This is a genomic window from Treponema zioleckii (assembly GCF_014737315.1).
Lineage (GTDB): Bacteria > Spirochaetota > Spirochaetia > Treponematales > Treponemataceae > Treponema_D > Treponema_D zioleckii.
The window spans coordinates 11,722-36,838 of the sequence record NZ_JPUF01000035.1 but is presented as its reverse complement, the minus strand read 5'-3'; the positions used below and the strand labels follow the sequence as shown (position 1 = coordinate 36,838).

At 44.4% G+C, this 25,117-nt stretch carries 15 protein-coding genes and 1 tRNA gene; 12 read left to right on the top strand and 4 right to left on the bottom strand.

Going from position 1 to position 25,117, the window contains the following annotated elements; genetic code table 11:
* The first annotated feature begins 42 nt into the window (after positions 1-42).
* From JI65_RS10240 to JI65_RS10210, 7 genes are all read left to right on the top strand, one after another.
* Positions 43-116, top strand: a tRNA-Arg gene (locus JI65_RS10240).
* 18 nt (positions 117-134) lie between these two features.
* Positions 135-1,679, top strand: a complete 1,545-nt coding sequence (gene gatB, locus JI65_RS10235; RefSeq protein WP_191016054.1) for an Asp-tRNA(Asn)/Glu-tRNA(Gln) amidotransferase subunit GatB — start codon at positions 135-137, stop codon at positions 1,677-1,679.
* A 524-nt stretch (positions 1,680-2,203) separates the two neighbouring features.
* The gene (locus JI65_RS10230; protein WP_191016051.1) at positions 2,204-3,316 is read left to right on the top strand and encodes a hypothetical protein; all 1,113 of its coding nucleotides are present in this window, start codon (positions 2,204-2,206) and stop codon (positions 3,314-3,316) included.
* Positions 3,317-3,343: 27 nt separating this feature from the next.
* Positions 3,344-4,669 (top strand): hypothetical protein, encoded by a 1,326-nt coding sequence (locus tag JI65_RS10225; RefSeq protein WP_191016048.1) that lies wholly within the window; start codon positions 3,344-3,346, stop codon positions 4,667-4,669.
* 48 nt (positions 4,670-4,717) lie between these two features.
* Positions 4,718-6,991: a family 43 glycosylhydrolase gene (locus JI65_RS10220; RefSeq protein WP_191016046.1), complete on the top strand. Its 2,274-nt coding sequence runs from the start codon at positions 4,718-4,720 to the stop codon at positions 6,989-6,991.
* A gap of 93 nt (positions 6,992-7,084) precedes the next feature.
* Positions 7,085-8,380 carry an ABC transporter substrate-binding protein gene (locus tag JI65_RS10215; RefSeq protein ID WP_191016043.1) on the top strand — a complete coding sequence of 432 codons (1,296 nt, stop codon included), beginning with the start codon at positions 7,085-7,087 and terminating at the stop codon, positions 8,378-8,380.
* 29 nt (positions 8,381-8,409) lie between these two features.
* A complete protein-coding gene (locus JI65_RS10210) occupies positions 8,410-10,503 on the top strand; it encodes a methyl-accepting chemotaxis protein (protein ID WP_191016041.1) in 2,094 nt (697 codons plus the stop codon).
* A gap of 376 nt (positions 10,504-10,879) precedes the next feature.
* Here the strand turns inward: JI65_RS10210 and JI65_RS10205 are convergent, their stop codons facing one another.
* On the bottom strand, positions 10,880-11,482 hold the full coding sequence (locus tag JI65_RS10205; protein WP_191016038.1) for a hypothetical protein: 603 nt from the start codon (positions 11,480-11,482) through the stop codon (positions 10,880-10,882).
* Positions 11,483-11,680: 198 nt separating this feature from the next.
* Here JI65_RS10205 and JI65_RS10200 point away from each other — a divergent pair, with 198 nt between their 5' ends.
* The 4 genes from JI65_RS10200 to recG all read left to right on the top strand — a co-directional run bounded on the left by JI65_RS10200 (position 11,681) and on the right by recG (position 21,515).
* The gene (locus JI65_RS10200) at positions 11,681-14,515 is read left to right on the top strand and encodes an Ig-like domain-containing protein (RefSeq protein WP_191016036.1); all 2,835 of its coding nucleotides are present in this window, start codon (positions 11,681-11,683) and stop codon (positions 14,513-14,515) included.
* Positions 14,516-14,996: 481 nt separating this feature from the next.
* A complete protein-coding gene (gene dnaE, locus JI65_RS10195) occupies positions 14,997-18,668 on the top strand; it encodes a DNA polymerase III subunit alpha (RefSeq protein ID WP_191016033.1) in 3,672 nt (1,223 codons plus the stop codon).
* A 93-nt stretch (positions 18,669-18,761) separates the two neighbouring features.
* Positions 18,762-19,361 (top strand): YggT family protein, encoded by a 600-nt coding sequence (locus tag JI65_RS10190; protein WP_191016030.1) that lies wholly within the window; start codon positions 18,762-18,764, stop codon positions 19,359-19,361.
* Between the two features lie 12 nt (positions 19,362-19,373).
* Entirely contained in the window at positions 19,374-21,515 is a 2,142-nt protein-coding gene (gene recG, locus JI65_RS10185) for an ATP-dependent DNA helicase RecG (protein ID WP_191016028.1), read from the top strand.
* Here the strand turns inward: recG and JI65_RS10180 are convergent.
* Positions 21,512-22,345 (bottom strand): sigma-70 family RNA polymerase sigma factor, encoded by an 834-nt coding sequence (locus JI65_RS10180; RefSeq protein WP_191016025.1) that lies wholly within the window; start codon positions 22,343-22,345, stop codon positions 21,512-21,514. The two genes, recG and JI65_RS10180, sit on opposite strands and share 4 nt — an antisense overlap.
* Positions 22,346-22,690: 345 nt before the next feature.
* On the opposite strand from JI65_RS10180, the gene JI65_RS10175 reads away from it, so the two are divergent.
* Positions 22,691-22,963, top strand: a complete 273-nt coding sequence (locus tag JI65_RS10175) for a co-chaperone GroES (protein WP_191016023.1) — start codon at positions 22,691-22,693, stop codon at positions 22,961-22,963.
* A 101-nt stretch (positions 22,964-23,064) separates the two neighbouring features.
* On the opposite strand, the gene JI65_RS10170 is transcribed toward JI65_RS10175, so the two are convergent.
* Together JI65_RS10170 and JI65_RS10165 are read right to left on the bottom strand one after the other, a co-directional pair.
* On the bottom strand, positions 23,065-23,277 hold the full coding sequence (locus JI65_RS10170) for a hypothetical protein (protein WP_191016020.1): 213 nt from the start codon (positions 23,275-23,277) through the stop codon (positions 23,065-23,067).
* Position 23,278: 1 nt separating this feature from the next.
* Positions 23,279-25,114 (bottom strand): hypothetical protein, encoded by a 1,836-nt coding sequence (locus tag JI65_RS10165; protein WP_191016018.1) that lies wholly within the window; start codon positions 25,112-25,114, stop codon positions 23,279-23,281.
* Positions 25,115-25,117: the final 3 nt, after the last annotated feature.

The window sequence follows — 25,117 nt, the reverse complement described above, 5'->3', positions numbered from 1 at the left end:
GAGCAAAATGCAGATATCTGATATTCTTAGTAACGCTTTTTTGATCCCGTAGCTCAGCTGGATAGAGCATTCGCCTCCTAAGCGAAAGGTCGCGCGTTCGAACCGCGTTGGGATCATTTCTTTTGGAGATTTAAATGGCTATCGATAAATACGAAATTGTGATTGGCTGCGAGATTCATACTCAGCTTCTTACAAAAACCAAAGCTTTCTGTGCATGTGAGAATCGTTACGGGGGAATGCCGAACACACGAGTTTGCCCGGTTTGTCTTGGACTTCCAGGAGCTATGCCACGTATTTCAAAAGGCTACGTTGAACTTGGTGCCGTAGCCGGACTTGCACTCAACTGCAATATCGCACGATTTACAAAATTTGACCGAAAACATTATTTTTACCCAGACCTTGCAAAGGGCTACCAGATTACGCAGTACGACATTCCGCTCTGCACGGACGGACACGTTGACTTGCCGATGGCTCACTACCCTAAAGAATCACTTGAAGGCGGCTCAAATTACCGTCCGAAGAATTTTAAGGGCGAAGACTGCATTATCGAGTCTCAGGGAAAAAAATATCGCCGCGTAAGAATCGAGCGAATCCACCTGGAGGAAGACGTAGGTAAGTCTCTCCACTTGCAGGGTGCACATTCTTACATCGATTACAACCGATGCGGAACCCCGCTCGTAGAAATCGTCACGAAGCCAGACATGACTTCCCCGGAGGAAGCGGCGCTCTTTATGCAGACCGTGCAGGAAATCCTTCGCTACGTTCGCGTTACGAACGGAAACCTTGAAGAAGGAAACATGCGCTGTGACGCAAACATCAACCTGAACGTTTGGGAAGACGGCAAATTGTACCACACGCCGATTTCAGAAATCAAAAACTTGAACTCATTCCAGAAAATCAAGGATGCTTGTGCTTACGAGGCTAAGCGTCAGCTCGAAGAATTTATAAATGACCGTCAGGAATTCAACGCAGGATTCAAAGTTACGATGGGTTGGGACGACGTTAACGGAAAGACTGTCGTTCAGCGTACAAAAAACTCGTTCGTTGACTACCGTTTCGTCGTTGAACCAGACATTAAGCCTTTCAGCGTAAGCGAAGAACTTATAAGCCGCGCAAACGCACGTGTAGGCGAGCTTCCAGAAGCAAAGAGAATCCGTTTGAAGAAAGAATTCGGGCTCAGCGATTTTGACGTTGAGACTCTCACTTCTTCACGCGACCTTGCAAACTGGTTCGAAGCCGCCGCAAAGGACGCAAAAGACGTTAAGAAAGTTGCAAACTGGATTCTTGCAGAATTGCTTGCGGTTCTTAACGAAAAGAACATTACAATTAACGACGTTAACATAACGCCAAATCATATTACAGAACTTGTAAACGCGATTGCCGACAAAAAAATCAGCAACGCACAGGGCAAAACAGTATTTGCAAAAATGCTTGAGAACGGAAAATTGCCTTCTGCAATCATCAAAGAAGAAGGCATGGAAAGCGTTTCTGACACAGGTGCAATCGAAGCAATTGTTGATCAGGTTGTTGCGGCAAATCCAAAGGCTGTTGCCGACTACAAAGCCGGAAAAACAAACGTTGTCGGCTGGCTCATGGGTCAGGTGATGAAAGCTAGTGGCGGTAAAGTAAACCCGAAAGTTGCCACGGAGTTAGTTTCTAAAAAACTTTCAACGATGTAATTTTACTTCGCAATTCATTCATTCAACTTCATAGGCTGCCTTTGGGCGGCCTTTTTTGTTAAAAAGCGATATTTTGGAATCAATCTAATAAAAAATTATAGAATTTTTAGTTATAGTTCGTTATAGTCCAAAAAATTCGCATATATTTCAGTATTTTTAAATCTTCATACAACAAAATAGAAAGCACAATACAAGTTAAACTCGTTATTTGTAAGCAACTTTAGCCTAGCAGTGAGTATAAAAATTTCCTTCTAGTATAACGTCTTTAAAAAATCAATTTTTTTGAGTTTTAAAAACAACGTTAGATAACATGGGATTATGAAGTATTGGATAAAATAATATTGTATAAGATATGATTATTCATTAGCATCTTTTTGACTTACCGCTAACACTAAACGCACTTACCTATTAAAAAAGTCACATGAATGTTTTGGTTCCTCGGCTAGCAATTTAGGATTTTCCAGAACAAGCAATCATTAAAAAAGTTTTAATTTTACTCATTTTTGGTCTTTTTGGAGGATTATATGAAAACCAAAAGTCTTAAAGGGATATTTGTATCTCTTACACTTGCTTTGAGTGTATTTTTTGCAGGATGCTCAATGGACATTGAAAAGCCTGTTTATTCGTGGAGCCTCGGCTCTGACAAAGCTTCTTTTACAGTTACCAGCGTTAAGCAGAATGGCGTTGAGCAGCTTACAGAAAGCTACAAATACAAAGAAACTTCTTACTCACCAGAACTTACGAATTATTTGACCTATTATTTTGATTCTGAAGAGTACACAACCGTAACTTTTACGATTGAAAACTATGTCGCTTACGGAACAGACGATGACAGCGATGATATTGAGCCAACAGCTTACAATCAGTGGGTAGCATTTTTAACCACAGGTAACGCTGAGCAGTGGATTTTGCGCCCAGACCATTATTCAAACGCAAAAATAAATTCACTTTCAAATGTTTATTACGAAGGAAATGCAGCGACTCCAAACACATATCTCGCAGGTACTTACGGTGACACCTCATTGTGGAACGGAAAGCTTACGATAAAAATGGTTTGGAATCCTCTAACTGAGGTTGCAAGCGTTCATGTTTCAAAAACAGATGATCCAACAGTTTATTATTATTCATCAGCCTCTAAAGATGCCATTACAAAACGCGTAACTTTGGGTTCTGACAATGCAACATTCACCGTAGAAAGCGCAAAACTCAGCATGAAAGGCAGTGAGCAGGAACTTTTGGCAACACCGCTTGAACAGAAAAATCTTGCATACTGGGATTTCGGTAATTACCTTATGACTTCGATTCCAGGTTCAGAAGCCTTCACATTAACTTACAAACTGACTGAATATACAGCAGGTGCTGAAGCTTACAACAACTTTGTTACGATTTTGTTCGATTCTGATGAAAACAAAAACTGGGCTTTGAGAGCAGACAATTGGAGCAATGAGTCATTCACGAATGCACCGGCTTATACAGGAACAACGAATTCATATGCAACACCAGATATGTACAACTGCACTGGCGACGTTTACGACACTGTTACGGTTTCTTTTGACGGCGAGGCAACTTACACCGTAAAAGCTTGGCGTTCGGACGACGAGAGCGTTTATTACGAGGCTTCTTCGAAAAAACAGTAAATCACGAAAAAATAAGGAATCAAAATTATGAATATTAAGAAAATCATTTCGGCTCTTTCAGTTTTGACAGCGGCTTCGGCTTTTTATGCACAGACTGTAAATTTTCACGGATATCTCGATTACACAAACTTCCCGGTGGGACAGACTTTCTCAAAAACTGACGACGCTGACTGGGAGCACACAGACCCGGCTGCAGAATTCGGTTCTTTTTACAACGGACGCTCAGAAATCAACGCATACGTTGACGCAGCGAATTTTCACTTTATCCTTGGTGTTCGGCTCGACGCTTCTTTAGGCAGCTGGTACGACAGCTACTCAACAGCCGATGACAACGAAGGTCTCGCAGGCGGGCTCACATATTTTCATCAGGGAAACATGCGGGTTGACCTTTTTAACGGACAGGCACGCATCTGGACTGGAAAATTTGAGGAATGGAACAACGGCTACATTGCAGACGGCTTTGTAATGGAAGGTCAGAACATAAAGAGTATCGCAGACCGCGGAATGGGTCAGCACTTTACAGGACTTGAGATTCTTCCTTACGCGGTTCCGGGCTTGAGCCTTATGGGCGGATTCCCGATTCTTCCGGTGGACGGAAACGGAATCAACAGCGCAGAATACAACACTTGGGAAAAACTCTACAAAAAAGGAAAGATTCTCGCAAAATATCAGTTCAACCACGGCGAGATTTTTGCGGCAGGCTGGCGACCAGAGACACACTACGAGGGAACAGAAGACTATTCTGACGAAAGCTACTTTGGAGAAGCATTCTTTCAGGTAAGCTCACCACGCTTGTTCGACAAGCTCGACGTAAACGCAACATACGATTTTAGATACCGCGACGTTGAAGCCATAGGCGACAAAGCATTCATGCACTACATTGGAGTTTCGGGACAGTACCGTTTTGATGACAAGTGGACTTTGAGCGCAGAAAACCGAACTGCATATTCAACAGAGCATTACATCACCTTGAACGAAAAACTTTTTTACGATTCTTTGGGATTCCATCTTACTTACAACATTCCAAACACGACTTTCGTGCTCGGATTTAAGACTGTGGGAGCATTGGCTTACGATGCAAACGGAACTCTCTTTAAGACAGAAGCAAGAATCAAGGGAAAATACAGCGACGACTTTGCAATGACCGTTGACTGGATGCCGTATGCAGCTGCCCCGGAAGCAGGTTCAAAAGGAACTTACTACGGAGCCTACGCATATCCATACTTCCAGAAGAATTTTAGGAACGGCTACCTCCGCACAGGTGTGGAAGTTCAGTACACAAAATTTGAAACAACGAACAGCACTCAGGCAGTAGGTTACAGAATTCCTCTCGCATTGTGCTTTTGGTTCTAGGTTCTAGATTTTTAGCTTTCTATCTTTTCTAACTTTTATGGAGAAAAAATGAAAAAATCTAAGTTGACGGCTTTTGCGGCTTGTTTTCTCGCAGTTTCTTGCGCGACCTACACGCCGTACACAAAGTATACAAGCGATACCGAGAATGCCGACATTCAGGCAAACTGGGGTGCGCTGAACACTCACGACCCGAAGCTTTTTCAGGACGACGACGGAACATATTACGTTTACTCCACTGACGCGAGCATCGGGAACGTACACAAACGAGGTTTGCAGGTAAGAACCTCAAAAGACCTCGTAACATGGACTTCCTCACCGAATCCGGTAATCGTGAACTGGGATCCAGACATGCTCGCATGGATGAACCAGACTCCGGCTACCGCAACAACCTGGGCACCGACAGTGCTCAAGCAAAACGGAAAATACTACATGTTCCACGGGCTTATTGCGGAAGGTGCGCTCGCTTCTGGGCCAACGGCATGGATTGGTCTTGCAATCGCAGACTCGCCTTTTGGCCCGTTTGAGCCAGCTCACAAATATGACCCGGCGACTTACAAGCAGTCAGCACTCGTGCGCTACGCATGGGAGGCACACGACGCGCCTGTACGTTACGAGCCTAACAAAGACAGCAAATTCTCTGCCTACATCGGTGGCGAGATGAACCAGATGACCGTTAGCGCAATTCGCGTGAACGGCGGAAAAAACAAACTCTCATCGCCAAAAAAACTCGTAAAAGGCAACTGGACAGACATTCACGGAGTTTCGTACACGGGGACTTCTGATTTGACAGGCGACTGGACTGTGGAATTTGACGTAAAACTCGATTCAGTAGGTCCTAACGACTGGGAAAAATGGGCTTTTGTCCTTTACGACGAGACGACTCGCGGAGGCTGGTATCTTCGCGGAGACTCTTACTCGAACAACGCGACGGCATTCGGAGCCGCATCAAATTTTTACGGCTCAGACTTTGGCGCGAGCGTAGAGTACACTCCCCGCGACGGACGCGAAGTTGCCGCTCTCTACCGCGACGGAATGAGACTCACAATCGAAGCAAAATATGACTGGAACGCGGGAAACTGCACCGTAAAGGCAAAGAACGGCGGAACAGTGATTTACACCGCAATCGGAAAACGATTCACTTCCGACACGGTTTTTGACACATTGAACACTTCATCGTTCGACACCGCAACAACAATCGGAAAGAAAACCGCTTCAAAAGATCCGTGGGCATACGGCTTTGGCTGCATCGACCCGGAATTCGTTACGGACGTTGCAACCAACAAAGTAGTTACAAACGACTACGGCGATTACTACATGACTTACGGCTCTTGGAAAGGCGGAATCGCGCTCATAACAGTTGACTCAAAAACCCTAAAGCCAACCTACATCGACAAGAGCGGAAATCATCACGTTCTTGACGCACCACTCGACACAAAAGAGGGAGCATTTGGCGTAAAAATCGCTGGCGGCGAGGGAGCAGCTTACGAGGGTGCTCAGCTCATCTTCAACAGCGAGACAGGATATTACTACCTATTCGTTTCGATGGGAGATTTGACTTACGAATACCGAGTTGGCGTAGGACGCTCAAAAAGCATCACAGGCCCGTACCTTGACACGAGCGGACGCAACATGAACGAAGTTACTTACAACGCAGGAACCGAAGAATTCTTCCACAACGTGGGCGGAAAAATCATCGGAGCCTACCAGTTCAAGGACGAGCGTGGATGGCGCTCACCGGGCGGACAGTCGATTTTGCGGACGAACGACGGAAAAATCATGTTCGCAAACCACACCCGAACGCAGTTCTTGCCGAGCTACTTTTTCTACATGCAGATTCACCAGATGTTCTTTTCAAAAAGCGGCTGGCCTATGCTCAATCAGAACGAGTACGACGGGGAAGCCGAAATGGCAATCACGCGGGAAGACGTTCTTGGAAATTACGACGTGATTCTTACGGAACGAAGCTCAGAAGTAAAGAAAGGCTCATATTTTTCGGATATGACTTCAAACAACAATTTGAGCGCGAGCGACGGCTGGGTAATGCCTAGCGTAAGAATCAAGCTCAACGCGGACGGAACTGTAAGCGGAGCCTACAGCGGACGATGGTCAGTTTCTTCATCTTCGGGACTTGAAAATGCACTTGCAATAAAAATCGACTTGCAGGGCAAAGGTCATTTTGAAGGCTACGTGCTTTTTGCCACGGACTTTTCAAGGAACGACAGAATCATAAGAGACACCGTAACGTTTACGACGCTCTGCAACGACGCGACCGGCACGGCAAACGGCGAGTATTTCTTTGGAAACCAAAGGAATTATAGATAGCAGGACTTGATAAAAATCTGCGGACGACTGGATTCACGACAGCCCCGCAGATTTTTATCATGCATTCATTTTGACGGAGATTATTAGATTTCTATGAAGAAACTATTTTTTTCAGTTTTTTTGCTGACAGTTTTATCAATATTCAAACTGTCCGCACAAGTGCTCACATGGATGAACTATGCAAACCCTCAGGAGAGGGAAATTTTTGAGGAACTCATAAAAGATTTTGAAGAGAGTCACCCTGGCGTAAATATTAAATTGATTTCAGTAGAACAAAGCCAGTTTGCAGCAAAAATCAACGCCGCATTCGCAACGAACAACCCACCAGACATTTTTTATGTGGGACCAGAAAACATTCGCTTTTACGTTGATAAAAAACGACTTTTGAACCTTACAAGATACGTAAACAATGTGCGTGGAGCACAATTCAACGATTTGTATCCCAACGCAGTAAATAAATACCGCTACGACGGCACAACCCTCGGAAACGGTGACATTTGGGCACTCCCAAAAGATTTAGGCCCGTTCGCTCTGGCCTACAACAAAGACATTTTGAGAAAAGCAGGCGTCAAGGCTCCTAGCGCAACAAAACCGCTCACTTTTGAAGAATTTCTTGACATTTGCAAAAAGACAACAAAAGACACGAACGGCGACGGAAGAATTGACCAGTTCGGAACAGGGCTGAACAGATTTTACTCGATGATTCAGTTCATTTGGGGAAACGAAGCAGATTACCTTGACGAGACAAAAACAAAAGTCACCGTAACGGATCCCAAATTCATAGAAGCCGTTCAGTTCTGGTGCGACCTTGTTGCAAAACACAGAGTTGCGCCAAACGCCAAGGAAGAGCAGGAAAAAGACCCGTACTTCCGCTGGATTGAAGGCTCAATGGCATTCTTTCCGGCAGCACCGTGGGACTTGATAGCGTTCAAGACACTTCCATTCGACTACGACGTTATTCCCTGGCCGGTCGGAAAAGAAGGCATGAAGACCGCCACCTGGCTCGGTTCTGTAGGCTACGGAGTTTCTTCAAAATCAAAATACCCGGAGCTTGCCGCAGAATTCGCGCTGTATCTTTCGGCATACAAACCGACGATGGAAAAAATGACGGATTTGGACATGCAGGTTCCAACATTGCAGTCGCTGTCTTCAAGATACACGAGCAAGAGCGGAAATCCCGCAAACCGGGCGGAATACATCCGCATCATAAAAGAAACAGGACGAAGCTGGCCTGAGCAATACACCTACAACAATTCGTGGTACTTCAAATTCTTCAGCGAGCTTCAACTTGTAATTGACGGAAAAGAAACTGCAGAAAGCTACTGCAAACGGATTGCACCAAAAATGCAGCGACTCCTTGACCGAGCCGGCAAAAAGCAAAAAAGCTGATTTTTAAGGGAACCCTTAAGGAAAGAGTTATGGAAGAAAAGTTTAATTCAAGTAGCAAAAAGACCAAGAAATTGGCAAAACAAATCATCACGATAATCGCAAGCGCGTTTTTCGTTTTGTTCACAGTCCTCATAGTCTTGCTTGTCTCGCAAGTCCGCAAAACGATGCTGAATGTCTACACGGACTACACCACAAAAGTTGCCACGAGCAACGCCGACGAAATTTCTCGCTGGGTAGACATTTATTTGAACGACATGCGAATTTTCTCATCAGCGGATGTCGTAAAAACTCAAAATGATGAAGAAATCGTTCAGTGGCTCCTGGAGCACGATAACCTAAAGAACGAGGACATGGACTATGTTTTCTACTCTGGAAAAGACGGTGTGGCACACCTCGAAAACGGAAGAGAATTCAATGTAAAAGACTCAGACATGTACAGGGCAGTCTTTGAGGCAAAAGCAGTCACTTACGTTTCAAAACCATACACCTCGTTTTTGGACAACTCTGCAATTTTTTACGTAGCACGCACCGTTTATGACGAAGAATGGGAACCAATCGGATTTTTCTGCGGGGCAGTCTCATTGCAAACGCTCGAAGACATCTCGAACAGCATTTCGGTAGGCTCCACAAGCTACGCATTCATAATCGACCGGGACGGAACCGTTATGGCTCACCCGGACAAATCAAAGATTATGAAAGAAAATCTTCTTAAAAACAGTCAGTACAAGGATTTGGCAAATTACATTTTTGGCGAAGAACTCGGAAGCAAGGAATACACCACTGGCGACGTAAAACGACTCGGTGCATTCAGCTCGATAATCGGAACCTCGTGGTTCCTTGTTGTTACGCTCGAAAATAATGAAGTTCAGGCACTCGCAAACCGAATGAGACTTGGAATGATCGTTTTGGTCATCCTTATTGGAAACTTGCTTCTCATAATCACTGCGGTCTCAATTACGAGGGCTATCAAACCGTTAAAGAAAGTCAACAAGTCAATCGACATAATCGCAAGCGGCGAAGCAGACCTTACCCAGACAATCAAAGTCAGCACGAACGACGAAATCGGAAACTTGGTTGGCGGATTCAACAGATTCGTAGGAAAACTCCGAGGAATCGTAGGAAACATCAAGCAATCAAAGGATATTCTAAAAGAATCCGAAGGACAGCTTCAGGAAAGCATTTCTGAAACCGCCGGAGCAATCACCGAGATTCTTGCGAACATTGACAGCGTTGGAAGCCAGATTAACGGGCAGTCAAATTCCGTAACGCAGACGGCGACAGCTGTTACCCAAATCGCACGAAACATCGATTCTCTCGAAAAGCTGATTCAGGTTCAGTCAAGCGGCGTAATTCAGGCATCAACCGCTGTTGAAGAGATGATGGGAAACATTAAGGCCGTAAACGAATCAATGGACAAGATGGCGGGCGAGTTCAACAGTCTTTCGGAAGATGCCCGAACAGGTCGCGAAAAGCAAAATGCCGTAAATATCTGTGTTGAAGAAATCAAGCAGCAGTCAAACATGCTGGGAGAAGCCAACAAGATTATTGCCAGCATCGCGAGCCAGACGAACATGCTTGCAATGAATGCCGCAATTGAAGCCGCTCATGCAGGTGTTGCGGGGCATGGATTTGCGGTGGTAGCAGACGAAATCCGTAAGCTTTCGGAAACTTCAACGTTGCAATCAAAATCGATCAACGAACAGGTAAAGCTGATTATGGCTTCGATTGATAATGTCTCGAACGCGTCAAAAGAATCTGACCTTTCGTTCACATCGGTTTCTACAAAAATCGACGGAACTCACCTTTTGGTTCAGCAGATAAAAAGCGCAATGGAAGAACAGCTCGAAGGCTCAAAGCAAATTTTTGATGCACTCAAGGACATGAACGACAGCACTGCCGAAGTTAAAACTGCCTCAAAAGAAATGGCAGAAGGCAACAAGGCAATTCTTGACGAAATCAATCTTTTGCAGCTCGCCACAGACCAGATAAACGAGAGCATGGGACAGATGAGCATTGGTGCCGAAGACATCAACCGAACAAGCGCAACGCTCTCAACCCTCTCAATTGAAGTAAAAGACGTAGTAGAAAAAATCGGCTTTGAAATTGATAAATTTAAGGTCTAAAGGGAAACGCTACAAGTTGGCTTTGTGGATAAAAGTTGACTTGTGCGTTTCCCACGAGTTTTCCTAACGGAAAACTCGCGCGTGGGTGGGGCTTCTTGCATGAGTTTCAACCTCGCCGCGACAAGCACGGCGGCGAGGTTGAGGGGCAGCTTTATTGCCCGCGCCTCGCGGACAATTATTGGGGGGACACGAAGAAGTTGGCTTTGCAACTACAAGTTGACTTGCGTTTCCCACGAGTTTTCTAAAGAAAACTCGCGCGTGGGGTTAGACTTCTTGCAGGGGCTTCAACCTCGCCGCGACAAGCACGGCGGCGATGTTGAGGGGCAGCTTTATTGCCCGCGCCTCGCGGACAATTGTTGAAGGGCGTTGGAAAGCCTTAATTTACTTCAGTCAATTCATCAATAGACAGATTCAAGCTAGAACCATCATAATATCCGAGCTGAGTTTCCACTTCCTGTTCACCATCTTTCCCCTCTTCAGTTAAAGAAAAAGTGATAATTCCATTGTTGTTTACAAAAGTTCCCTCGACCCTTTCAGTTTCACCTTTTTCCGTAAATTCGGCTACGAAAGTTCCATTTGAAGATAAAGTAAACGAACCTTCATTTTCAGCACCGAATGTTGCATAAATCCCTGTGCCGCTCATTCGAGGCAGATAATCCTCTTTGTCCAAAAGGTAATACTTGCTGTTGCAAGATATTATTGAATACTTGTCAGATTTGTCATTTCCCAAAGATTCACTAGAATCAGACTTATAAATTTTTCCCTCCTGAATTGTTATGTAACGGGCTTCACCTTTACTATTTTCGTAGCTGAATTTTTTTCCATTCAAGGTGTCGTTACTTACAGTTGTACCAGTTGTTCCTGTGGTCGGTGAGAATGTTGACTTGTTGTCGTCATCTCCGTCCGAACAAGACAAAACAGTTCCAGAGAGCAATGCCAGTGCAGAAAACACAGCAAGAGATTTTAAGATTTTTTTCATAGTAAAAAACTCCTCATTATTAAAGATTGTTATTACTATACAAAAAAAACTACACATGCAAGATTTTTAAACATATTTTCAACTTTTTGCCCCACACCACCTAACGTGTTCGGAATAATACAAAACGTCAAATGTTTTGTCAGATAACGATATTCGATACTTAGGTAACGAGTTTTTATTTAATAAAGGGGGATTTTAATGAAAAAGGTGAGAAGCTCTATAAAAAAAGTGCTCGCTGCAACATCAATAATGGCTATGATTTTTGCAGCTGGCTGTTCATCGGATTCAGGAAGCGATGATGATGAGGGAAATAACTATAGCAAACAGGAACCAACAGTAACAGGTTCTGGTTCTGGGGCAGCAACAGGCATTTCAGGTACGACCGGCGGCTCTGTAAAATCAAACGCAGGCGTCTCAATCATAAAGGCGCAGGGATGGCTCGAAAGCGGGTATGTCACATGGGCTGACACCGCCGAAAGCTACAATGTCTACTACAAATCTTCAAACGCGACGGAATACACACGGCTCGATGCACCTCTCATCAGAAATTACGGCTCGTATGTCCGCGCCGATATCCTCGGTCTTGCAGCCGGCGATTACGACGTAAAAATCCACGCAGTGAACGACGGAACGGAATCAAGCGAGTATTCAGAAGCTTCAATTAGCGTGGCGAGCCATGACAGGAGCGGATTCGCGTTCATGGGAACGACGACTCCGGGTGCGTACAAGGCTGACGGAACGCTCAAAGAGAATGCCGTGGTAATTTATCTTACAGATGAAAACAAAGAGTCTGTTTCGCTGGATGTCATCATCGGAAACAAAAATAAGACGGAAACGAAGACCGGCATCATTGAAATTCTTCTCGGCTACAAAAAGGGATATGAAACGCGCCCTCTTGCAATCCGCGTCGTCGGAACTGTTTCCGGCTGGAGCACTTTGACAAGCACGAAAGACACAAAAGGCGACCTCGTGATTGAGAACGGCAACAAGACTGTTGGAATCACAATGGAAGGTGTCGGTGACGATGCCGTGGCAAATGAATGGGGATTGCGATTCAAAAATGCAAATTACTGTGAGGCAAGAAACCTCGGCTTTTTGAACTGCTCTTCTGACGAAGGCGATAACATCGGATTGCAGCAGGATAATAACTACATCTGGGTTCACAACTGCGATTACTTCTACGGAAATGCAGGAAGCGACAATGACCAGGTGAAGGGCGACGGCGCGCTTGACTGCAAAAAGTCAAACTATGTCACATTCTCTTACAACCATTTCTGGGACAACGGAAAGTGCAACTTGCTTGGTTTGAGCGAGGGAACAAAGAGCTATGAGAGCGGTGCATACTACATTACCTATCATCACAACTGGTATGACCATTCTGACAGCCGTCATCCCCGCACTCGCTACTATAATGCGCATGTTTATAATAACTACTATGACGGAAACGCAAAGTATGGTGCCGGCTCAACACTCGGAAGTTCAGTCTTTATGGAAAGCAACTATTTCAGGAACTGCAAGAATCCGATGATGACTTCTATGCAGGGAACGGATGTCTATGCGGGAGATACTAAACGAGACCCTGCAAATTTGGGAACTTTCTCCAAAGAGGACGGAGGTGTAATAAAAGCATACAACAACTACATGGAAGGAAAATATACGTTCATTCCGTATGGCGCAACGTCGTATGTTGCAAAAGGTGCTGAAGTCACCGCGTCTGAGCAGGGAATTGATACGTCTGCTGATTACGATGCGTATGTGGTTTCAAACCGAAGCGACACCGTTCCGGCCACGGTCGTTTCTTATCAGGGAAGCAACTACTACTCGAATTTCGACACTGCAAGCAGCTTCTATTCGTATAAAGCCGATGAGCCTGCGGCCGCGGTCGAGAATGTCAAAAAATATGCCGGTCGCGTCGAGGGCGGAGATTTCACATACACATTCAATGATTCTGTCGAAGATACGAATTATACGGTAATCGACGACCTGAAATCTGCTGTTACGAACTACAAGACAACTCTCACAAAAGTCTACGGAACAAAATGGGTCTATGACAGTTCTTCCGGCGGAAACTCGGAGGCCGGCGAATCCGGCGGCACAACCACAGAGGAAAACGTCGCCGTGACCGGTGTTTCTCTGAGCAAGACGGCGTTGGCTCTGAAAGCCGGAAATAGCGAGACACTCACCGCAACAATCGAGCCTGCAAACGCCACGACACAGGATGTTACATGGTCTTCCGACAACACGGGCGTCGCAAAAGTTTCCGACGGAAAAATTACGGCTGTTGAGGAAGGAGAAGCGACAATCACCGTGACGACGAAAGACGGAAGCTTTACCGCTACCTGCACAGTGACTGTAGAAGCGATTCATGCAACAGCTTTAACATTGAGCAAAACAGAACTTGAACTGACTGCCGGAAAGACAGAGACAATCACAGCGACTTTGGAACCGGCCGACGCGACAGATTCTGTTACATGGTCTTCAGGCGCCAAGACAATCGCGACCGTGGACAAAAATGGAAAAATCACTGCGGTAGCCGAAGGCACCGTAACGATTACCGCAAAGGCCGGCACGATTGAAAAAACGTGTGAGGTTACCGTTACTGCCGCCCCAGCCGACGATTTGAGCGGACTTGAGGCACTTGCTGCAGGAACGTACAACTTGACAACAAGCAAGATTGATGTAGATGGGACAGACATCGCTGCCGTGTTCTCAAGTCAGAATGCAGGTGAATCTCAGACAAAATCTGGAATCCTGATAACAGCAAAGCTTGATAGCAAAGGTGCAAACCTGAGCACAAAGGCAGTCGGAACAGTCTACTTCAAGATTGATTCTACAAAAAAGATTTCGTTCTCAGATTCAAATTTAAAAGGTGCCGCGCTTTACGCTGTCAGCGAAGATGGTACAGTTTCTGAAACTGCCATAACAAATGAATCAACTGCGCCAAGCTACAGCTACACGCTTCCTGCCGGAACTTACGCAATAAAAGGAACAACTTCTTCAAGTGCAAAAATTGCTTCTATAAAAGTTGAATAACCCCACCAGATTCCGCGTTAGCGGAATCCAATCCGTGTGGCAATCCCCCGTCCGGGGGATTTTTTTTATTGAAACTTGTCTGAAATTTTCAAAATGTTAAAAGATTTATCTTTTACAGGCAAACGATAATATTAATGACTGCACGAATAAAAATGCCAACCTCGTCTAAGTCAATTGTGTAATAATGAAACCTCCATAATTGCACTTCGTAAGGCAGAGACAACTCGTTTCTGCCTTACATCTTTTAAATAACTTTCTAAAATCTCCGTTCCTACATTCAATCAATTCTTGTATAATAGAAAAATAAATCAAACTAGTGCATTGGATTTCAAATAACTAGTCATTCCGAACTCGGTTTCGGAATCTCTAAATATAGATGCTGAAACAAGTTCAGCATGACTTTTATTTGTTATTCGTTATACTAGGGATTTCGCATTATAAAACGCTCAAATAATAGCAAATTGACTTTGGGAGGACTGCTTTGGCAGACTATCACGTATTCCCTGACGCGCCGGAAGGCACTCCGGTTTCGAATTTCGTTCATCTTCACGTGCACTCAGATTATTCACTTTTGGATTCATGCGCAAAACTCGACGACTTGGTTGCAAAGGCAAAGTCTTTAAACATGCCGGCACTTGCGCTCACAGACCACGGAAACATGTTCGGTGCGCTCAACTTTGAGCATCTTTGCCACGTTAACGGAATCAACCCGATTGTGGGCGAAGAATTTTACGTTGCTTACGGCTCTCACCTCGAAAAAAAATCCGTTCCGTACAGCCACAAAGGCGAAGACGGCGACAGACAGGCACGATATTTTCACTTAATCCTTTTGTGCGAAAACCAGACCGGCTACAAGAACATGAGCTGGCTTTCGTCAATCGCATATACAGAAGGCACTTGGTACAAACCACGAATCGACTTTGAACTTCTTGAAAAATATCACGAAGGGCTAATCTGCCTTTCGGCCTGTATTGCGGGTGAACTTCCGCAGCTTCTTTTGGCGAACAAAGACGAAGAGGCAAAAGAACTCGCCCTCAAATATAAAAATCTCTTCGGGCCGGATCATTACTACATAGAGATTCAGGACCACGGACTTGAAGACCAAAAAATCGTCAACCAAAAACTCATCAAACTAGCCCGCGAACTAGACATTCCTCTAGTGGCGACGAACGACATTCACTACGTTGAAAAAGAGGACTGGGAAGCGCAGGACTGCCTTCGATGCATCGGATTCAAAAAAAATATGAACGAACCGCACCAGACAATGGGCGACGATAAACACGAATGGTATTTTAAAACCGAGCAGGAAATGCGGCAGCTCTTCCCGGACGTTCCAGAAGCCTACGAAAACACAATAAAGATTGCAAACATGTGCAACCTTACGATTCATCAATATTCAACTCCAGAGTTAAAGGGCACCCTTCCCCGCTTCGATTTGCCGAAGGAATTCCAGAATCACGATGATTACACGAAAAATCAGGATGATTACATGCGCCACCTTGTAGAGGAAGGTCTCCGAAAACGCTACCCAAAAATCACGCCAATAATCCGCCAGCGTTGCGAATACGAAATGGGAATCATCCTAAAAATGGGTTTTTCAGGCTACTTTTTGATTGTATGGGAATTCATCAACTGGTCAAAGTCAACTTACGACAAAGTGAACAACCGACCAAAGCCGTACATGCCAATCGGGCCGGGACGAGGTTCGGGCGCGGGTTCCCTCGTAGCCTATTCGCTCGGAATTACCGACATTGACCCATTCAGATTCAAACTGATTTTCGAACGATTCTTAAACCCAGAACGCGTCTCCATGCCGGATTTTGACGTTGATATGGACTTCGATTATCGGCAGGATATCATCCAGCACACGAGAGACCTTTACGGCGACAAAAAAGTAGGTCACATCGTAACGTTCGGAACGCTAAAACCAAAGAACGTAATTGCGGACGTTGGGCGAACTCTCGGAATCCCGCTTGCCGAAGTGAACATGCTAAAATCAAAAGTCTCCGAAAATCTCAAGACAAAACTCAAAAACTGCTTTGAGCCACCAAACGAAAAGTTCCCGGACGGAGGTCAGCTCGCCGAATACAGGCACGACCCGCGGTACGAAAAACTCTTTGACCTTGCGATTAAACTTGAAGGCTGCAAACGAAACACGGGTCTCCACGCTTCGGGAATGGTAATCGGGCTTACGGAATTGCCGGACTGGGCACCAGTTTTTATGGATTCCAAAACGGGAAAAGTCGGCGTTCAGTACACGATGGACATTATTGAGCCTTGCGGACTCGTAAAATTCGACTATCTCGGACTCAAAACGCTCTCTCTAATCCGATATGCTGAGAATATCATCAACAAGCACAAAAAAGAAGGCGAACCGGATTTTATCTGTGCGAACGTGAGCGAAACCGACAAAAAAACCTTCGAACTATTCTGCCGGGGAGACTCGGCGGCAGTTTTCCAGTTTGAATCTCCAGGAATGCAGAAAATCTTGCGCCAATTCCACCCGGAAAAACTTGAAGACCTCGTTGCGTTGAACGCGCTTTACCGCCCAGGCCCAATGCAGTTCATTCCGAACTACATCAACGGAAAATGGAAGCCAGAGACAATCACCTACCCTGACCCGTGTCTTGAAGGAATCCTTAAGGAAACCTACGGCGTAATGGTCTATCAGGAACAGATTATGCAGGTTTCCCAGAAAATCGCGGGATTCTCCCTCGGTGCCGCGGACATGCTCCGTCGTGCGATGGGAAAAAAGAAGCCTGAAGTTATGATGGGAAAGAAAGTTGAATTTGAGGACGGTGCCATAAAACAAGGATTCACGAAAGAACATGCGGACGAGATTTTCGACATCATGGTTCCGTTCGCGGGCTACGGATTCAACAAATCGCACGCCGCCGCGTACTCGGTTCTCGCATACCGCACAGGATGGCTAAAAGCTAACCACCCGGCAGAATTCATGGCGGCAAACCTTACGAACGAAATCACCTCGACCGACGGACTTCCGGCATACATTGAAGAATCACGTCGAATCGGAATTCCAGTTGACCCGCCGGACGTAAACCGCTCGGACGACATTTTTGACGTGGTTGACGGGCACATCGTATTCGGCTTCAAAGGAATCAAAGGAATGGGCGACACGGCGGCAAAGGCAATCGTTGAAGAACGCGAGGCAAATGGCCCTTACAAGGATTTTATGGACTTTCTCACGCGAATTATGAACCGCTCCGACGGAATGGGAAAACTCTGCGTGAACAAAAAAGCAATCGAAGTCCTCATAAAATGCGGTGGATTCGACAATCTCGACAAAAACAGACCGACTCTGCTCGCAAACCTCGAACGAGCTTACGCGTATGCCGAAAAAATCCACTCCGGCTCGGATAACGGTCAGTTAAGTCTCTTTGGCGACACGGACGAAAAAGAATACAGCGATTACGTTTACGAAGAAGTCCCGGACTGCTCAAAACTCGACAAACTGAACATGGAAAAGGAACTTATCGGCTGCTACGTCTCTGGCCACCCGCTCGACGATTACCGCAAAGCCTACGAAAAAGCCACGGTCAACTCGCTAACGATGGCACGAGAAGCAAAAATCGCAGCCGCAGAAAAACAGGCTCTCGAAGAAGCAAGCCCGAACCACCGCGCGCCGCGAGACGCTGGCAAAGTTTACTCCGCAGTCGGAATGGTAATGGGATTACGCACAATCACAACAAAAAAAGGCTCGCTCATGGCTTTTGCAAAATTGCAGGATTACAACGGCATTATCGACTTAACTTTCTTCCCGAACACGTGGGAAGCATTAAAAGACAAAATCCAGAACGACGGAATTTATGCCTTCCGAGGAAAAATAGACGCAAGCCGCGAAACACCAAGTTTTTTGGTTGACACAATCGAAGACCCAAAACAGCTGGAAGAGCGCGCCGTGCAGGAAGTTCACATTCAGCTGGAAGCAGGCTACAAAGATGAACGACAAATTTTTGATTTGAAAGAATTTTTATTTGGCGTTCAGGGCAATTGTTCTATATATTTACATGTAGATACAGCTGAAAATTCATATATCATCAAAGCGAATTCCCAGCTCACCGCCCCTGGCACCAAAGAATTTTTGGACACCGTAAAAACGGTAAAATTCGTAAAGGACGCCTGGGTAGTCTAAAAAAACTAATTAGCTGTCATTCCGAACTCGACCGCTTACGTTGTCGCAGTCGCCTTGATTCAGAATGGCAGTGCTTAACTCTAAGGAGATTTTATGCCACTAACCTACATTTTTAGAATACTTGCAAGCGCAGTTTCGATTTTTACATTCTTGTGCTTCCTACGAATCATCATCACTTGGGTTCCGAGCCTCACTTACTCGACCTTCGGAAGAATTTTAAGCACAATCTGCGACCCGTATCTGAACATCTTCCGTCGCATAAGATTCCTCAGATTCTCTGCGTTTGACCTTTCGCCGGCACTCGCAATCTGCGTTCTGTACGCAATATCATTTTTTCTAATCAATTTTTCACTTGGTCAATTTCCAACAGTCGGTTCGATTCTGGCACGGATTCTCTCGTTGCTTTGGGGAGTCGTCTCTTCAATCCTCGGATTCCTTGCTATTCTTCTCGTAATCAGACTTCTTGTAATTTTGTTTTCGCGCGGATACGGCTCGTACGGTTCAATCTGGGAACAGCTCGACCGGGGACTTTCAACGCTTGTTTACAGAGTTTCGTCAATTCTGACAGGAAAGCGACCCGTTCCGTACAAAAATGCACTGATTATCAGCGTAATAATTCTTATCGCAATATATGTCGGAGGAACGTACCTCATAGACTATCTTTGCAAACTTTTAGCCGCATTAAAATTCTAAATCAGAGGATTTATGAAAGTTTCCGAAATCAACAATTCAATTTCCACGTTACCGGGTGTGGGACCAGCAAAAGCAGCGCTTTTCGCGAACCTGAACATTTTTACAATCGGCGACCTGTTGCAGTTCTACCCGCGGGATTATGAGGACAGAACCCAAAGGGTAACGATTGCACAAAGCGTTCAAACGCACGAAAAAGTGCACACAATCGCGCAGGTAATCGCGCATGAATGGTTCGGTTTCGGAAAGATGCGCACCCTAAAACTGATTATAACAGAGGGCACAGGAAGTGCGGAACTTATCGCATTCAACAGGGCTTTTCTCGAAAAATCCCATCCAATCGGTTCGATTTGTGCCGTCACCGGAAGATTCGAAGTAAAATACGGTAAATATCAATGCACGCAATTTGACCTAGAAAAAATTACTGATTCGGGAAAGCTCGCAGATTTTTCTGCAAGTCCCATTCCAAATTCAAAAGTATTCCCGATTTATCATCTTACGGAAGGACTCACCGGAAAGATTATCAGCAAAACAGTCGCCTCGGCTTTGAATCAATTTTCCATCGGAATTGAGGACGAACTCCCGGAAGAATTAATAAAAAAATATCAACTTTTATCAAAAAAAGATTCTATCAAAAAAATTCACCAGCCCCAAACTTTAACGGACGCAGCAAAAGCCCGAAACACGCTCGTCTACGAAGAACTTTTTCTTTTTCAAAAAGTCATAGCGGAACGAGCACTGGCTCACCGCGGAGAACTTCCAGACCTTTCAAAAAGCGGAATCAAAAATCAAAAAGAAATTTCTGATGATGAATTCAACGGCTCACTTTCACCGCGACAAAAACAATTTTTAGGGCGTTTGCCGTTCAGTCCAACGCAGGATCAAAAATCCGTAATCACCTTGCTGAATTACGACATCGATAAAAACTACGACACTTCCCAGGCAAAAAATTCAAAAACATTCTCGATGCGCGCTTTGCTACAAGGCGATGTTGGAAGCGGAAAAACCCTCGTGTCATTTTTTGCGGCTCTCAGAATAATTGACTACGGAAGCCAATGCGCGATTATGGCACCAACAGAACTGTTAGCCCGCCAGCACGCCGAAAATGCCGCAAAACAGCTCGAAAGCGTCGGTGTCCGCGTTGCATACCTTACCGGCAACCTAAAAACAAAAGGGCGGAACAACCTGCTTGCGGCACTCAAAAACGGAGAAATAGATCTTGTAATCGGCACTCATGCCCTCTTTTCAAAGAACGTGCAATACCACGACCTCGCGCTCGCAATAATCGACGAGCAGCACAGATTCGGCGTAATGCAGCGCTCCGCGATTCTCGAAAAAGGCCGCCAAAGCGTAGACTCGATTATCCGCGAACCAAACCTGCTAATGATGAGCGCAACCCCGATTCCACAAACTCTCGCGCTTACGGTATTCGGGGACCTTGACGTTTTTACGATTCACACAATGCCACAGGGACGCAAACCTGTTACGACGTACCTCGTGCGGGCAGGCAACGAACACAACGCCTACGAAGCCGTCCGCAAAGAATTGCAAAACGGGCATCAGGCATATTTCGTTTACCCCGCAATCGAAAATAATCTTGAAAGTGAGGATGACGGAACTCAAAAGTCGGCATTAAAAAGTGCAGAAGAAATGTACGATTTTCTCTCAAAAAATGTTTATCCAGAATTCAAAACAGCTTTAATACACGGCAAAGTTGACGAGGATGAACAAAACAGGATTCTTGAAGATTTCAGATTGAATAAGATTCAGATTCTCGTGGCAACCACAGTCGTCGAAGTCGGAGTTGACGTGCCGAATGCAACCTGCATCGTAATCGAACAAGCAGACAGATTCGGTCTTGCAGCCTTGCATCAGCTCCGCGGGCGCGTCGGGCGCGGAGCCGACCAATCGTACTGTTTTTTGATTTACCGAAAAGATATCACCGAGAACGGAATAGCCCGCATGAAGGCACTCCACGAAACCACCGACGGATTTAAAATTGCAGAAGAGGATTTAAAACTAAGAGGTCCCGGCGAAATTACCGGAACCGCGCAAAGTGGCGAACTTACCTTCAAGATTGCCGATCCTGTCCGCGACGAAAAGATCATGCAACTGGCCAGAATAGATGCATTCGCAGCAATCAAACAGACAAATTAAGCTACAAAACCTTCCAGCCTTCGGCTTCTCGAAGGCATTCTCAAAGTCGTTATGGCATTTTTTTCAATCTGTCGGATTCGCTCTTTTGTAAGCCCGCAAATATCGCCAATTTCTTTCAAAGATTTTGGTTTATCGCCGTTAAGCCCGTATCGCAAGCGGATAACTTTTTCTTCACGAGGTTTCAAAGTCTTCAAAGCTGACTCAATTTCTGAATGCAAAGCACGATTCATAACTTCTTCTTCCGGCACTGCATAACGCTCATCGGCCAAAAGTTCGCCAAAAGTACCGTCGCTAGCATCATCGTTATTTTTCGGCGCATCAAGACTTTTAGTTGAACGGCTGCTAGCAAGCAAGTCTCGAACTCTGGATTCTTTCATATTCAAAAGTTTCGAAACCTCACTCACAATCTCATCTTCAGATTTTTCGGTTCCCAGTATTTTTCGAACCTTCTCAATCTGAACAAGCTCATTCACTTTATTAAGCGGCAGGCGAATCATTCTGCCTTTCTCGTTAACGGCCTTAGAAATCGTCTGACGAATCCACCAAACAGCATAAGTAATAAAACGAACATTCATAGATGGGTCAAAATGATCCACAGCGGTCATAAGTCCCGCATTTCCTTCGTTAACCAAATCTTCAAAATCAAGACCACGATTCAAATAATCACGTGCAATTTTTACAACAAAACGAAGATTCGATTCAACTATCCTATTTTTCGCAGAAACATCACCTTTCGAGGCTTTTTTAAGAAGTTCGGTCTCCTCATCAGCAGACAAAAGTGGGATTTTACCAACCTGAGCCATATAAATAGAAAAAATATCGTCTTTCATAATCGAATCTCCTTCAAAATTATTGTCACTTTATATATAGCAAGATACGTGCCAACTTTTGATTTTCGACAAAAAAATCTAAAAAAAATGACAATTTTTAATTTTTCTTCAGCCAACCTTAAAAAATCACTTATTTTCCAAAAAAAAACTTGACGATTTTGCATTTTATTAGTATATACTTCTAGATTTTCAAGAAATTTTGACACACCACATTTTTATTAAATCATAAATGAGTCATTTTGACCCAGTAAAACAAAAATTAAAAAAAATATTGACGTTTTGTAATAACCCTTACTATATTTACGCTAATAGCAATCTTTTATGAAATATTTTGGAGGCATTTATATGAAACTTAAACCACTGGCAGACAGAGTTCTTTTGAAACAGGAAAAGGCAGAAACAAAGACTGCAAGCGGAATTATCATTCCAGAAACAGCACAGGAAAAAACCCAGACTGCTACTGTAGAAGCTGTTGGTCCAGGAACCGAAAAAGAAAAGATTTCTGTAAAAGTCGGTGACCGCGTAATGTACGACAAATATTCAGGAACACAGGTTAAAATTGACGGCGAGGAATACCTCATCGTCAAGAATGCAGACATCATCGCAGTTGTTGAGTAATTTGCATACAAAAACAAAAGGGGTATCAACCAACTAAAAATCGGTTGATACCCCTTTTTGTTTTATCTCAAAATCATTTTTGCTTTCTATTTTTTATATTTTTATAGAACAGTTTTATCATCAGCCTTGTCGATACCATTTTTGCCGCTAAAAGTATCATTTTCAACTTTATTATTCGTTGAAGCGTCAATAGTACGCCTTAAAAGTCTCGCATCAGCATTCTGAGAATCAAGCGCAAGACAATAATCCAAAGACAAGACTGCCTGCTGAGTATCCCCCTGACCAAATTGAATCTTTGCAATTCGATAAAGCAAATCAGCCTTCAGACGTTTTATTTTTTTCTTTTCCAGAGGCAAGACCATATAAATCAAGCGCATTTTTCTTCTCTCCAAGACCACTATAAATCATTGCAAGATTTGCGGAAGAAGACGTAGCCGCCATTGGAGAAATCGCTCCAAAGACACCTCGCTTCAAATCATTTACGACACCACCAGTTTTAAAAACAACGTACTCATACAACTTACGAGCAACAACATGGTTATTATCAAGCAAGGCAAAATATGCAGCCATCTCAACTTCCCAAACTTCAAGCGAATCCACCGATTTAGCAATTTGTTCGCCAAATGCGCTGCGCATAACGGACTCAGGAATATTTTTGACAGAAACTTTTCGCTCTCCACCAAAAACATCGTAATATACATCAGCATCAGCTTTCTTTTTTGACTTTAGCCTACTTTGCTCTTCTGAATTCAAATATTTCGCGCTAACAAAATTCATAAAAAGTGTTCGGGCATCATCAACCATGCCATAAAACAAGAATTTCTGAACGGCAAACTGAACGAGCTTTGACGGATAAAGATTTACCCCTTCTTCATTCTTTTCAAGCTCCTTCCAAATCTCAGAAACCCGCGCCTTTAACGGCATAGAAGACTTTGACTTCAAGAAAAGCGAAAGCCGCTCCATCTGCAAATCGTCGTCGGTCGCACGCCCTTCCTTTTTCTGAGTTTCAATACACTTTTCCATACGAGCAAGTGCATCAGAAACCAAAAAATGAGGGCGCTCATCCATTGCCTTCATTCGGGCAGTACGCAAATCTGTCTCGCGAACCATCTTCTCCAAATCCGTCATTTCAGGAGGAGAAGATTCTTCCCAAGCGAATTTTGCGTAAGTTATCATCGCAGGAGAATACTCCGGGTATTTTTCCATTGTTGAAAGCAATAAATTATAAGCAGAAGAGTAATTTTTTTTGTTGTATTCAGAAATAGCACTGTTTACGGCCAAAACTGGCGGAATATCCACATTCGTTGCAAGAGCGTCTTCCAAGAATGCTTCGCGGGCATGAGCGGCAGCCTCAGGCTCTCCAATTTTCATCATCGCATCTGAAGTGAGAGAAACGCACTCAGCCTTGAATTTTCCAGCTTTAACCTGCTGCAAGTCATAAAGACAAAGCTCATAATTCTCAGAATCAAACTGCACCAAAGACCAAAAATAAGCTTCCTCAGAATCTGCAAAACGCATGTTAGGAACCTGAAAATTAGCAGCCGTAATATAATCTCCTTTTGCAAGATAGATAAGGGCTGCATTCATCAACCAATGATTGTCTTCAGTGCTTTTAAAAATATCTTCGTAGACTGTCCGAAAATCAGAATCAATATAAGATTTATTAAAAGAAACGATATCAGTCGCATCGCTAAAATTATTCTTTAGGACAGCCTCAGAATGAATTGAGCCATATTTTGTTCCTGATAGAACCTCGGTAACTTTTACAGCCTCTGAAACACGACCTGTTCTGAGCAAAAACTGACCATAAACTGCCGAAAGTTCCAAGTTCTCAGAAATTTTCTTCAATCCCTTTACAAGCACCTGCTCCGCAAGTTTGTTTTCGCCAATTGTTATGTAACGCCTGTAAACACCAATCTTAGCAGCTGGACTCGCAGCATAACGCTCAGCCCGCTTAAGATGCTCAATCGCTTCACCAGCCTTTCCTGAGCGAATAAGATTATCAGCAACACCAATTGCAGACATGTACGAGAGAGACTTGTCTTCCGACTGACATGAAACTAGTCCAAATCCAGCAACAAAAAGAACAAGCGCACTCACAAAACAAGCGTATACAGACTTTTTTCGTAAAAGGACAAAAGAAAATGTCATAGG

Coding starts and splice junctions, on each gene's coding strand:
- gatB (WP_191016054.1), top strand. CDS start 135: ATGGCTATCGATAAATACGAAATTGTGATTGGCTGCGAGATTCATACT.
- JI65_RS10230 (WP_191016051.1), top strand. CDS start 2,204: ATGAAAACCAAAAGTCTTAAAGGGATATTTGTATCTCTTACACTTGCT.
- JI65_RS10225 (WP_191016048.1), top strand. CDS start 3,344: ATGAATATTAAGAAAATCATTTCGGCTCTTTCAGTTTTGACAGCGGCT.
- JI65_RS10220 (WP_191016046.1), top strand. CDS start 4,718: ATGAAAAAATCTAAGTTGACGGCTTTTGCGGCTTGTTTTCTCGCAGTT.
- JI65_RS10215 (WP_191016043.1), top strand. CDS start 7,085: ATGAAGAAACTATTTTTTTCAGTTTTTTTGCTGACAGTTTTATCAATA.
- JI65_RS10210 (WP_191016041.1), top strand. CDS start 8,410: ATGGAAGAAAAGTTTAATTCAAGTAGCAAAAAGACCAAGAAATTGGCA.
- JI65_RS10205 (WP_191016038.1), bottom strand. CDS start 11,482: ATGAAAAAAATCTTAAAATCTCTTGCTGTGTTTTCTGCACTGGCATTG.
- JI65_RS10200 (WP_191016036.1), top strand. CDS start 11,681: ATGAAAAAGGTGAGAAGCTCTATAAAAAAAGTGCTCGCTGCAACATCA.
- JI65_RS10190 (WP_191016030.1), top strand. CDS start 18,762: ATGCCACTAACCTACATTTTTAGAATACTTGCAAGCGCAGTTTCGATT.
- recG (WP_191016028.1), top strand. CDS start 19,374: ATGAAAGTTTCCGAAATCAACAATTCAATTTCCACGTTACCGGGTGTG.
- JI65_RS10180 (WP_191016025.1), bottom strand. CDS start 22,345: ATGAAAGACGATATTTTTTCTATTTATATGGCTCAGGTTGGTAAAATC.
- JI65_RS10175 (WP_191016023.1), top strand. CDS start 22,691: ATGAAACTTAAACCACTGGCAGACAGAGTTCTTTTGAAACAGGAAAAG.
- JI65_RS10165 (WP_191016018.1), bottom strand. CDS start 25,114: ATGACATTTTCTTTTGTCCTTTTACGAAAAAAGTCTGTATACGCTTGT.